This window comes from Pseudomonas sp. B611 (assembly GCF_055407965.1).
Window position 1 is genome coordinate 760,795 of the sequence record NZ_JBUZST010000001.1, and the last position, 12,101, is coordinate 772,895.

The window sequence follows — 12,101 nt, forward strand, 5'->3', positions numbered from 1 at the left end:
CACTTGAGATCAGGCGGCGAATGCAGGGCGAACATCCACCTGCTCAGCCTCCGGCACCGGCCCAAACAACACCTTCTGCACCGCTTGCTGCGCCTGATACGCCAACGCCGCACGTTCCTGCCCGGCACAGGCAATCGGCTTGAGCAGATGAATTTCCACATCGCCCTGGTCATTGGCAAACAGGCGCATCAGGTGCGAGAGCAAATCATCATCGCCAATAAACGGCGCCAGCGGGTCTACCTGGCCATCGCGCAGATAGCGGATCGCCACGGGTTGCAGCGCTACATCCGCATCAATCGCGCTGGCCAGCAAGCGCCCGTGGAAAGTGCGCAGGCTGCGCCCGTCGGTGGTGGTGCCTTCGGGGAACATCAGCAGCGGGTGCTGTTGCTCCAGATGGCGGGTCATCTGTTTGCGGATCAACTGGCTGTCGCCCGAGCCGCGACGAATGAACAAGCTCCCGGCCTTCGCCGCCAGCCAGCCGGCCACCGGCCAGGTGCGCACTTCGGCCTTGGACAGAAACGACATCGGCGCCACGGCGCCCAGCAACGGAATGTCCGTCCACGACACATGATTGCTTACCCACAGCATCGGCTGCTGTGGCAACTCACCGTGTACGGTCACGCGAAAGGGCAGGGCATTGGTCAGTCGCGCCATGAAAAACCGCGACCAACGCTGGCGCCGCACCATCGAGTTGGCAATGCCCAAACGCTCGAACAGACCAAACACACTGGCCATGCTCAAGCCCAGCCCCACCACCACCAGCACGCGGGCAATGCGCCCGTACACCCGCAGGCGGCTCATTACATGGCCGCCTTGAAGTGGCGGGCGTAACGCGGGCAAAGCTCATCGCGCTTGAGCAGGATGAACACGTCGGCCACCTGGAAGTCTTCGTCCCAGCACGGCTCGCCGCAGATCTTCGCACCCAGGCGCATGTAGGCCTTGAGCAACGGCGGCATTTCCGCGATGACGTTGGACGGAAGGTCTAGCGCCGGCAGGGGTTTCTTCGGTTCGGCGCGCAGGTGTTCATTGCACAGGTAGCGTTCGCGCAAGCGCTGCATGATTGCGTGGGCCTGGATGCCACCGTCGTGCATCGGGATGCTCGCGCAACCCATCAGGTAGCTGTAGCCGCCCTGGTTGAGGACCTCGGCCAATTCGCCCCACAACACGGCGATGGTGCCGCCGTTGCGGTAGGCCGGGTCGACGCAGGTGCGGCCGATTTCCAGGATCGGGCCTTGCAGGTGCAGCAAGCCATGCAGGCTGAATTCTTCTTCACTGTAGAACCGGCCCAGGGTGCTGGCGGCCGCGTGGTCGAGCAAACGGGTGGTGGCCACCAAGCGACCGCTGTTCAAGTCCCGCACGCCGATGTGGCTGCAGTGAACATCATAGTCATCCATGTCCAGACCCAGTTCCGCGCCTTTCAGCTTGGCGTTGAACTCGCCGCTGAACACGTTGAACCGCAAGGCCTGGGCTTCCTGCAACGCCTGTGCGCCAACCAGGCGTTCGGCTTGCAGACGGCGTTCATTGCCGGTGTCGCTGATGCGGGCGATCTGAGTCATGGCGAGTCTCCGAGTGCCGGCCACGATTTCGGCCGGTCGACTTTGTTGTCCAAAGTCAGGCTATGGAGGCCCGGTGTCATCTCCATGAACTTATGGTGACGCTTGGATGACAGCCCGCCCTGTAGCAAATCTGTCATCGCCCTCGGCTAGGCTCGCGGGCTTGAATGCCCCCGTTGAGTCCGCGTCCATGGTCAGAGGCTTGTTGTGTGTTGTGCTGTTGTTTGTCACCGCTGCCGCCCACGCCGAAACCTGGCCAGACAAGGAGTGGGCCAAGGGCACACCGATCGCAGGCCCCGCTGTCGATGCCTTGAACACCTACGCGTTCCCTCCGCGCGATGACGAAACCCGCCAAGGCATCCGCACCGATGCGCTGTTGGTGATCCGCGATGGCGAAATCATCTATGAACGTTACGCCGCGCCGACCACGGCCAGTACCCCGCACCTGACCTGGTCCATCAGCAAGAGCTTGATGGCGACGGTGTTAGGTGTGGCCTACGGCGAGAACCGCTTCAAGCTGACCGACCCCGCCGCCCGTTTCTATCCGCCGATGAAGCAGCATCCCACGGTCACCATGGCTGATCTGCTGCATTGGGCTTCGGGCCTGGACTGGCAGGAAGACTACGAATACGCCCCGCTGAGATCCTCGGTGGTGGCGATGCTCTACACCCGGGGGCGCGGTGATATGGCTGAGTTCGCCGCCGACACCGAGGCTGTCGGCGCCCCCGGCCAGGTGTTCCGATATTCCAGCGGCGACAGCAATATCCTGTCCGCCGCGCTCAAAGGGATGCTCGGGCACAAGGCCTATATGAGTTATCCGTGGGATGCGTTGTTCAAGCCCCTGGGCATTCGAAACGCGACCTGGGAAACCGATGCGGATGAAACCTTCGTCGCTTCGTCCTACGCCTACCTCACTGCCCGTGACCTGGCGCGTGTCGGTTTGTTGATGGCGCGAGACGGCCGTTGGGGGGAGCAACAGTTGCTGCCGAAAGACTGGATCGCCTTCAACCGCCAGCCCTTCGATAAGTACAAAGCCGGACAGGACGAAGCCGTGCCCGGTGGTCATTGGTGGCTCAATAAAGGTCCATCGAGAGCCTGGCCCGATGCGCCCGCCGACACCTTCGCCGCCCTCGGCCACTGGGGCCAGGCACTGTACGTATTGCCCGCCGAACACCTGGTGATCGTGCGCTACGGCGATGACCGCGACGGCAGCTACCGCCACAACGAATTGCTCAAGCGCGTGCTTGCGGCGGTGCAGCCATGATCCGACGTCGGCCGTTTACCAGCCTGCTTCTGGTGTTGTTGCTCGCGCTGGTGGGCTGGGTGTGGCACGAGCGCGTCAACCTGCAAGCCTTTCCCGACATCATTGCGGCGTACACGGCCAAGGAGTATTGCTCGTGCCGGTATGTGGCGAATAATCCGGCGGAGTATTGCCGGGGTTACGTGAAGCAGTACGTGCCCACCAGCGCATTCAGCGATAACCCCGAGCGCAGCGAAGTGACGGCCAGTGGCATGGGGCGTAGCCACACGGCGCGCTGGCTCGGCGACCGCCAGGGCTGTCGCCTGAACCCCTGACACACCTCATACCCCCTGTGGGAGCGGGCTTGCTCGCGAAAGCGGTGGGTCAGTCAACTATTCAATGTCTGACACTACGCCTTCGCGAGCAAGCCCGCTCCCACACAAGCCCGCTCCACATTGGATTTGCGTCGCTTGTGACATTGCGCTTAAGGTTCGTGCAGGTTTTCCCCCCGCGAGTTCTTAATGCTGATCAAACCCCTGGCCTTCGCCCTGCTGGCCGCCGCTGCCGTGCCTGCCCATGCCGACTGGTACCTGGATAACGAGTCCTCACGCCTGTCTTTCGTCACTACCAAAAATACCGAGATCGCTGAAGTCCAGCGCTTCCTGGTGCTGCACGGCAAGGTCGACAGCAACGGCGCGGCGCAGTTGGAAGTGGAGTTGGAGTCGGTCAACAGCGGCATTCCGCTGCGCGATGAACGCATGCGCAATCAACTGTTCGAGGTCAAGACGTTTCCCGAGGCGGTGATCAGCGCGCAGATCAATCTGCAACCGATCAATGATTTGGCCCCCGGCGCGCAATTGGAATTGCGCTTGCCGTTGAGCGTGACCCTGCACGGCAAGACCCAGACCTACAGCGCCGAGCTGCTCGCCACGCGGCTGGATGACCGGCGGTTTCAGGTGGTGACCCTGGAGCCGTTGGTCATGCACGCCGAGGACTTTGACCTGGCGCCGGGTGTGGCCACATTGCGCAAGGCGGCCGGTTTGGCGTCCATCAGTTTGTCGGTGCCGGTGGGTGCGGTGCTGATCTTCACGGCGCGCTGACCGTGAGCGGCGCGGTGTTCCCGTGGCGCAGCGCCAATCGCTTCGAGTTGTTGATCGACGGGCCGGCTTTTTTCCCGCAGATGCTGGTGGGCATTGCCCGCGCCGAGCGCCAGGTCGACCTGGAGTTGTACCTGGTGGAAGCCGGCGCCTGTGCCGAAGCCTTGGTGCAAGCGCTGGTGCTGGCCGCCGAGCGTGGCGTGCAGGTGCGCTGCCTGTTTGATGACTACGGCAGCCTGGCGTTTACCCTCGGGCTGCGCAAGCGCCTGACCGACGCCGGGGTGGAGCTGCGTTTCTACAATCGCCTGAACTGGCGGCGCTGGATGCGCAACCTGTACCGCGATCACCGCAAGCTGTTGCTGATTGACCAAGGCAGCGCCTTTGTCGGCGGCACGGGCGTTACCGATGAATTCTGGACCCCGGGCAATGACACGGCCGACTGGCATGAAGTGATGGTGCAGATGGACGGCCCGTTGGTGCAGGACTGGCAAGCGCTGTTCGACCGCCAATGGCACGCCAACGCTGCGCGTCGGGAGTGGAAGCCCGCCACCCGTTTCGGTTTGCCGCGCTTGCCCAAGATGCCCGCCACAGGGCCGGGCCTGGGCCGTGTCGCCTATGCCGACGCCCGCCAGCACCGCGACATTTTGCAATCGCTGATTCGTGCGTTGAACAGCGGCAAGCAGCGTATCTGGCTTGCCACCCCGTATTTCCTGCCGACCTGGGGCGTGCGCCGCGCCTTGCGCCGTGCCGCCGGGCGTGGGGTGGATGTGCGTTTGCTGCTCACCGGGCCGCGCACCGATCACCCGTCCGTACGTTATGCCGGGCACCGGTATTACCCGCGCCTGCTGCGTTCGGGGGTGCAGATTTTTGAATACCAGCCGTGCTTTTTGCACCTGAAAATGGTGCTGGTGGACGATTGGGTCAGTGTGGGGTCATGCAATTTCGACCACTGGAATTTGCGCTTCAACCTGGATGCCAACCTGGAGGCGTTGGACCCTGAGTTGACGCGGGCAGTGGCGGGCAGTTTCGAGCGGGACTTTGCCCAGAGCCTGGCGGTGAGCCTGGAGGCGTGGCAGTCGCGGCCGCTGTGGCGGCGGGTGAAGCAGCGGGTGTGGGGGTGGATTGATCGGTTGGTGGTCAACCTGCTGGATAGAAGGGGTTGATCGTTCCCACGCTCTGCGTGGGAACGCCTCTTGTGACGCTCTGCGTCACGCTTTGGGACGCGGAGCGTCCCGTGCTGCGTTCCCACGCGGAGCGTGGGAACGATCAGGTCAGAGCAGTTCGAAGGTCTGCTGCTGCACATCCTGGGAATCCAGCCCGATCTGCACATTGAACTCACCCGGCTCCGCCGCGAACTTGAGCTGGGTGTTGTAGAACTTCAAGTCGTCCTCGGTGATGGTGAAGTGCACTGTGCGCTCCTCGCCGGCCTTGAGCATGACCTTCTGGAAGTTCTTCAGCTCCTTGATCGGGCGGATCATCGAGCCGGCCACGTCCTGGATATACAGCTGCACCACGGTTTCGCCATCGACCTTGCCGGTGTTTTTCAGGGTGACGCTGGCGTCGAGCTTGCCGGTCTTGTTCAAGGTGGTGGACGACAACGCCATGTCCGACAGGCTGAACGTGGTGTAGCTCAGGCCATAACCAAACGGGAACAGCGGCCCGGTGGTGTCATCGAAGTACTGCGAGGTGTAGTTGCCCGGCTTGCCCGGGGTGAACGGCCGGCCGATGGTCAGGTGGTTGTAGTAGGTCGGAATCTGCCCCACCGAACGTGGGAAGGTGATCGGCAGCTTGCCCGACGGGTTGTAGTCGCCAAACAGTACGTCGGCGATGGCGTTGCCGCCTTCGGTGCCGGCGAACCAGGTTTCCAGGATCGCGTCGGCCTGTTGGTTTTCTTCCAGGATCGACAGCGGGCGGCCGTTCATCAGCACCAGCACCAACGGCTTGCCGGTGGCTTTCAGGGCCTTGATCAGGTCGCGCTGGCTCTGCGGGATGTTCAGGTCGGTACGGCTGGAGGATTCGTGGGACATGCCACGGGACTCGCCCACTGCCGCGACGATCACGTCGGCACTTTTGGCGGCTTTCACCGCCTCGTCGATCAACACCTGCGGTGCGCGTTTGTCATCCACCACTTCCGGGGCATCGAAGTTGAGGAAGTTGAGGTAATCGACCACGGCCTTGTCGTTGGTGATGTTGGCACCACGGGCATAGATCACTTTGCCTTTTTCACCGATCACGGCGTTCAGGCCGTCCAGCAGGGTGACCGATTGCGCAGGGCGCCCAGCGGCGGCCCAACTGCCCATCATGTCGATCGGGGCCTTGGCCAGCGGGCCGACCAGGGCGATGGTCGCGGACTTTTTCAGCGGCAATGTGTCGTTCTGGTTTTTCAGCAACACCAGGCTGCGGCGCGCAACGTCGCGGGCTTCGGCGCGGTGCAGGCGGCTGTCGGCGTAAGTGTCGGCCGGGTCATCCTCGGCCTTGCCGATACGCAGGTACGGGTCTTTGAACAGGCCCATGTCGTACTTGGCGCCGAGCACTTCGCGCACGGCGTTGTCGATGTCGCTCTGTTCGATCTCGCCAGACTTGAGCAGCCCCGGCAATTCCTTGCCGTACAGCGAGTCGTTCATGCTCATGTCGATACCGGCCTTGATCGCCAGTTTCGCGGCTTCACGCCCGTCCTTGGCCACGCCGTGCTTGATTAGCTCGAAAATCGCGCCGTGGTCGCTGACGGTCAGGCCCTTGAAGCCCCAGTCGCGGCGCAGCAGGTCGTTCATCAGCCAGGTGTTGGCGGTGGCGGGCACGCCGTTGATCGAGTTGAGCGCCACCATCACGCCGCCGGAACCGGCCTTGATCGCTGCGTGGTACGGCGGCAGGTAGTCCTGGTACATCTTCACCGGGCTCATGTCGACCACGTTGTAGTCGCGGCCGCCTTCCACCGCGCCATACAGGGCGAAGTGCTTGACGCTGGCCATGAGGCTGTCGGCATTGGCTGGGCTGGTGCCCTGGAACGCCTTGACCATCACTTCGGCAATGCGCGAGACCAGGTAGGTGTCCTCGCCGAAACCTTCGGACGTGCGGCCCCAGCGTGCATCGCGGGAGATATCGACCATCGGCGCAAAGGTGATGTCGAGGCTGTCGGCGGCAGCTTCCTGGGCGGCAATGCGCCCGGAGCGGTGGATCGCGTCCATGTCCCAGCTGGAGGCCAGGGCCAGGCTGATCGGGAAGATCGTGCGGTGGCCGTGGATCACGTCGTAGGCGAAGAACATCGGGATCTTCAAGCGGCTGCGCATGGCCGCGTCCTGCATCGGACGGTTTTCCGGGCGGGTGATGGAGTTGAACGTGCCACCGATGCGGCCGGCGGCGATTTCCTTGCGGATCAGCTCGCGGGGCATTTCGGGGCCGATGCTGATCAGGCGCAATTGGCCGATCTTTTCATCGAGGGTCATCTGCTTGAGCAGGTCGCTGACAAACGCGTCCTTGTCTTTAAGCGCAGCAGGCTTTGTTTCTGCCCATACGGGGTGACTGGCCAGAGTGGCAACAAGGCCGAGCAAACACAGCTTTTTCATGAATATCCTTTTTCGGCTCACTGCACAGCAAAAATGCGCTGCTCTGCCAAAATGTGGGGGACGTATGTTGTTGTTCGAGTGTTATACCGACAAATGCCGCACACTTCGGAACTCTTATTAGCGGTGGGCATCTTTTTAGCTGATTGATTCGATGCAATCCAGTCGTGGTCGCGGATTATGCCTCACGACTGCCCAATTCCATCAAGGTTCGCCAGGAGAAACACCATGCAAGCAGCACAAGGTTACCGCTGGGGCTTGAAAGCCGCGGCTTTGCTACTGATCAGCAGCGTGCTGAGCGGTTGCGGCATCAACAACATCCCGACCCTGGACGAACAGGCCAAGGCCGCCTGGGGCCAGGTGCAGAACCAGTACCAGCGCCGCGCCGACCTGATCCCCAACCTGGTGGAAGTGGTCAAGGGCTACGCTGCCCATGAGCAAGACACCCTCACCGCGGTGATCGAAGCGCGGGCCAAGGCCACCTCGATCCAGGTGGATGCCAGCACCCTCGACAACCCGGAAAAACTCAAGCAGTTCCAGCAAGCCCAGGACGGCTTGAGCGGTGCCCTCAGCCGTTTGATGGTGGTGTCAGAACGCTACCCGGACCTCAAGGCCAACCAGAACTTCCTGGCCCTGCAATCGCAACTTGAAGGCACCGAAAACCGCATCGCCGTGGCGCGCCGCGACTTTATCCAGGCGGTGCAGGCCTACAACACCGAGATCCGTACCTTCCCAGGCCGCCTGTGGCACAGCGTGATGTACAGCGACTTGCCGATCCGCGCCACGTTTGAAGCCACCAGCGCCGATGCCGATAAAGCACCGCAAGTGAAGTTCAAATAACGCTGCATTGAGGTGTCGATGCGTTTATTAAGGATAGGCCTGGCGCTGTGGCTGTTGGCCTGCGTGGGCGTGGCCCAGGCAGCGCTGACGTTCCCGGCGCTGAGCGGGCGGGTGGTGGACACCGCCCAGATGATCGACCCGGCCACGCGTGAGCAACTGACCCAGCAATTGCAGGCGCTGGAGCAGACCTCGGGCGACCAGATCGTGGTGGTCACCGTGCCCGACCTGCAGGGCGTGCCCATTGAAGACTTCGGTTATCAATTGGGCCGCCACTGGGGCATCGGCCAGAAGGGCAAGGACAACGGCGCGCTGTTGATCGTCGCCCGCGATGAGCGCAAATTGCGCATCGAAGTCGGCTACGGCCTGGAAGGCGTGCTCACCGATGCGCAGTCGTGGGTGATCATCAACCAGGTGATCGCGCCCAAGTTCAAGGCCGGCAACTACAGCCAGGGCATCAGCGACGGCGTGGCGGCGATGGTGCAGGTGGTGGGCGGTGAACCGCTGGCGGTGCCTGCGCATGTGGCGGATGCCAACTTTGCCAAGGATAATCCGGGGTTTTCCATTGGCCTGTTTATCCTGCTGATCGGCGTGTTGTGGCTGTGCAATCGCCTGGGCCTGCCGGTGGGCGCGATCCTGCTGGCGATCCTCAGCAGCAGTGGTCGCGGTGGCGGAGGTGGCGGCGGCGGAGGTTTCCGGGGCGGCGGTGGCGGCTTCGGCGGCGGCGGTGCATCGGGTGGCTGGTAATGACAATAACTAGAAAAGAGCGTCTACAACCATGGCATTACTGACTGAACACGAGCAGCGCCAAGTCGCCGAAGCGATTGCTCGCGTGGAGAAAACCACCGACGCGGAACTGGTGACCGTGCTGGCCGCCCGCGCCGACGACTACGCCTATATTCCGTTGCTGTGGGCCAGCCTCATCGCCTTGGTGGTGCCGGGTGTGGTGCATTACCTGTCGGGCTACCTGACCATGTACACCTTGCTACTGGCGCAATGGGCGACGTTTATCGTGTTGTGCCTGGTGTTTCGTCTACCCAAGGTCACCACACGGCTGATCCCGCGGTCGGTACGCCACTGGCGTGCGTCCAACCTGGCACGGCGGCAGTTTCTGGAGCAGAACCTGCATCACACCTTGGGCAGCACCGGCGTGCTGATCTTTGTCAGCGAGGCGGAGCGGTATGTGGAGATCCTGGTGGATGACGGGATTTCCAAGCGCTTGGATGACGGCAGTTGGGAGGCCATCGTGCAGGCGTTTACCCAGCAGGTGAAGCAGGGGCAGACGTTGGCGGGGTTTATCGACTGCATCGAGGCGTGTGGCGAGTTGCTCAAGGTGCATGTGCCGGTGACGCAGACCCGTAACGAACTGCCCAACCGCCTGGTCGTACTCAAGTAATCCAGACAATACAGTTCTAAATGTGGGAGCGGGCTTGCTCGCGAATGCGGTGGATCAGTTGAAATATCTTTGACTGACACACCGCATTCGCGAGCAAGCCCGCTCCCACATTTGGTTTTGTGTGAGTCAATACACTGACCGTTGATCAAATAACTCCGTGCCCTGGCGAGCCATCCCCCCTAAAATGCCCGGCATTCCCTGCCCGAGGCGTTTTTGTTCATGTCTGTCACCGCTCAACCCGTCAGCGACCACCACGCCCAGTTCATCGAATTGCTGGGCACCAGCCTCGCGCAGAACGCCTTTATCAAGCTGGTGCTGGCCAAGTACGTCGGTGACGAAGCCGAGTTGCAGCGCCTGATCATCAAGGCGGTGACGGTCAAGGAGCAGGCGTGCCTGTCCTTCGTCTATCGCTATAAAACCCGCGACATCACCAAGAACTTCCCCGTCGCCGAGGGCGTGGCGACGATTGCCGCGTTGCTGCCGGCGCAGTTCAAGAACGCGCACCTGCTGTCGCTGACCGACGAAGCCCAGCTGGAATACAGCAAGAAGAACAAAAGCTCGCTGTTCAAAAGCAAGCCGCAGCAATTGCGTGAGGCGCCGAGCGCCGAGCACAACCGCGAGAAGAATCGCTTCCTCGACCTGAGCCGGCCATTCCTCGCCGACCTGGGGGTGACCGACGCCAAGCAGGCGCTGATCCCGTCGATGTCGCGCAAGTGGAAGCAGATCAACAAGTTCATCGAAGTGTTCAGCCATGCGTTGACCACTTCACCGCTCAAGCTGGACCAGCCGGTGCGCGTGGCCGATTTCGGTTCGGGCAAGGGCTACCTGACGTTCGCCATTCACGATTACCTGCGCAACACCCTCAAGGCCGAGGGCGAAGTGACGGGCGTCGAGCTGCGCGAAGACATGGTGACCCTGTGCAACACCGCCGCCGCGCGCCTGGAACACCCGGGGCTGGTGTTCAAATGCGGCGACGTGCGCAGCGTGGCACCCAGCGAGCTGGACGTGATGATCGCCCTGCATGCCTGTGACGTTGCCACCGACTATGCGATCCACACCGGCATCCGCTCCGGCGCGTCGATCATCATGTGCTCGCCGTGCTGCCACAAACAGATCCGCCTGCAGATCCAGAGCCCGGCGTTGTTGAAACCGATGCTGCAATACGGTTTGCACCTGGGCCAGCAGGCCGAGATGGTCACCGACAGTTTGCGTGCGCTGTTTCTGGAAGCCTGTGGTTATGAAACCAAGGTGTTTGAGTTCATCTCGTTGGATCACACCAACAAGAACAAGATGATCCTGGCGGTGAAGCGTGCGGAGCCGATGGACAATGCGCAGTTGCTGGAGAAGATCCAGGAATTGAAGGCGTTCTACCACATCACTGAACACTGCCTGGAAACCCTGCTGCGGGCTGATGGTTACCTGAACTGAAGTGAGCACGGTCCCTGTGGGAGCTGGCTCCCACATTAGATTGAACCAGCCTTGGCTATAGGGGCTGGCTGCACGCTGGTCTTGCGCCCCAGCATCACCGTCACAATCACCCCACACGCAAACACCCAGGTAATCGGCTCGATCTGTTCACCAAAGAACAACGCCGAAAACGCGATGGTAAAGAAGATCTGCAACAACTGGATCTGGCTCACCCGCGCGATCCCGCCCATGGCCAACCCGGCATACCAGGCAAAGAACCCCAGGAACTGCGAGAACAGCGACACATAGCCAAACGCCCACCAGGTGCCCATGGAAATCGCCCCTTGATGCTGCGCCGCCAGGTACCACACCGGGCCGATCAACACCGGCGTCGAGAGCACCAGCGCCCAGCAGATCACCTGCCAGCCACCCATCTCCTTGGCCAGTCGGCCACCTTCGGCATAACCCAGGCCGCCCACGGCGATGGCGCCGAGCATCAACAAATCGCCCGCCTGAATGCTGCCGGCGCCGGTGATCAACGCATAACTCAACACCAAGCCACTGCCCAGCGCCGCGCAGGCCCAGAAGGCTTTGGACGGCCGCTCGTGGGACAGCCACGCCGCATACAACGCCACGCACAGCGGTTGCAGGCCGTTGACCAGCGCGCCATGGGACGCCGGCAGGGTTTGCATGGCCCACGCCGACAGCACCGGGAAGCCGAGGATCACCCCGGCAATCACCAGGCACAGCCCGCGCACCTGGCGCCAGGTCGGCCATTGCTCACGACGCCACAGCAACAACGCCGCCGCCGGGACCGCTGCGAACAGCGCACGGCCGAGGCCGTTGAGCAGCGGGTGGATTTCCTGCACCACGATGCGGGTGAAGGGCAGGGTCAGGCTGAAGATGATGACGCCGAGCAGGCCGAGGGCCATGCCGGTGTTTTCGCGCGAGCTCATGGAAGGCAACCAGAATCTAGAGGGCTTCAAGGGAAGCCCATCTAGCCACACCCCC

General features: G+C 62.2%; 12 protein-coding genes. 8 read left to right on the forward strand and 4 right to left on the reverse strand.

Annotation, left to right across the window (positions count from 1 at the left end; genetic code table 11):
• Positions 1–9: 9 nt before the first annotated feature.
• Together ACZRMO_RS03560 and olsB are read right to left on the reverse strand one after the other, a co-directional pair.
• Complete coding sequence (locus ACZRMO_RS03560) at positions 10–801, reverse strand: lysophospholipid acyltransferase family protein (RefSeq protein WP_463971915.1); 792 nt, start codon at positions 799–801, stop codon at positions 10–12.
• Positions 801–1,556, reverse strand: coding sequence for an L-ornithine N(alpha)-acyltransferase (gene olsB / locus ACZRMO_RS03565; protein WP_017736899.1), 756 nt, complete (start codon positions 1,554–1,556; stop codon positions 801–803). Before olsB ends, ACZRMO_RS03560 begins: the two co-directional genes overlap by 1 nt.
• A 187-nt stretch (positions 1,557–1,743) precedes the next feature.
• Between olsB and ACZRMO_RS03570 the strand changes: the two genes are divergently transcribed.
• The 4 genes from ACZRMO_RS03570 (at position 1,744) to ACZRMO_RS03585 (ending at position 5,053) form a co-directional block, all read left to right on the forward strand.
• Positions 1,744–2,817, forward strand: coding sequence for a serine hydrolase domain-containing protein (locus ACZRMO_RS03570; protein ID WP_463972122.1), 1,074 nt, complete (start codon positions 1,744–1,746; stop codon positions 2,815–2,817).
• A complete protein-coding gene (locus tag ACZRMO_RS03575) occupies positions 2,814–3,128 on the forward strand; it encodes an amidase (RefSeq protein ID WP_463971916.1) in 315 nt (104 codons plus the stop codon). The genes ACZRMO_RS03570 and ACZRMO_RS03575 overlap by 4 nt, the downstream gene beginning before the upstream one ends.
• A 186-nt stretch (positions 3,129–3,314) precedes the next feature.
• A complete protein-coding gene (locus ACZRMO_RS03580; protein ID WP_463971917.1) occupies positions 3,315–3,893 on the forward strand; it encodes a YceI family protein in 579 nt (192 codons plus the stop codon).
• A gap of 2 nt (positions 3,894–3,895) precedes the next feature.
• Positions 3,896–5,053: a phospholipase D-like domain-containing protein gene (locus ACZRMO_RS03585; RefSeq protein WP_463971918.1), complete on the forward strand. Its 1,158-nt coding sequence runs from the start codon at positions 3,896–3,898 to the stop codon at positions 5,051–5,053.
• A gap of 108 nt (positions 5,054–5,161) precedes the next feature.
• Here the strand turns inward: ACZRMO_RS03585 and bglX are convergent, their stop codons facing one another.
• On the reverse strand, positions 5,162–7,453 hold the full coding sequence (bglX, locus tag ACZRMO_RS03590) for a beta-glucosidase BglX (protein ID WP_463971919.1): 2,292 nt from the start codon (positions 7,451–7,453) through the stop codon (positions 5,162–5,164).
• Positions 7,454–7,678: 225 nt separating this feature from the next.
• Between bglX and ACZRMO_RS03595 the strand changes: the two genes are divergently transcribed.
• The 4 genes from ACZRMO_RS03595 to ACZRMO_RS03610 all read left to right on the forward strand — a co-directional run bounded on the left by ACZRMO_RS03595 (position 7,679) and on the right by ACZRMO_RS03610 (position 11,111).
• Entirely contained in the window at positions 7,679–8,290 is a 612-nt protein-coding gene (locus ACZRMO_RS03595) for a LemA family protein (RefSeq protein WP_017737110.1), read from the forward strand.
• Positions 8,291–8,308: 18 nt separating this feature from the next.
• Positions 8,309–9,034, forward strand: a complete 726-nt coding sequence (locus ACZRMO_RS03600) for a TPM domain-containing protein (RefSeq protein ID WP_017737109.1) — start codon at positions 8,309–8,311, stop codon at positions 9,032–9,034.
• A gap of 31 nt (positions 9,035–9,065) precedes the next feature.
• Positions 9,066–9,683, forward strand: a complete 618-nt coding sequence (locus tag ACZRMO_RS03605) for a TPM domain-containing protein (protein WP_463971920.1) — start codon at positions 9,066–9,068, stop codon at positions 9,681–9,683.
• A 219-nt stretch (positions 9,684–9,902) separates the two neighbouring features.
• Positions 9,903–11,111: a class I SAM-dependent methyltransferase gene (locus ACZRMO_RS03610; protein ID WP_463971921.1), complete on the forward strand. Its 1,209-nt coding sequence runs from the start codon at positions 9,903–9,905 to the stop codon at positions 11,109–11,111.
• Positions 11,112–11,146: 35 nt separating this feature from the next.
• On the opposite strand, the gene ACZRMO_RS03615 is transcribed toward ACZRMO_RS03610, so the two are convergent.
• On the reverse strand, positions 11,147–12,046 hold the full coding sequence (locus tag ACZRMO_RS03615) for a DMT family transporter (protein ID WP_448184517.1): 900 nt from the start codon (positions 12,044–12,046) through the stop codon (positions 11,147–11,149).
• Between the last annotated feature and the right edge of the window lie 55 nt (positions 12,047–12,101).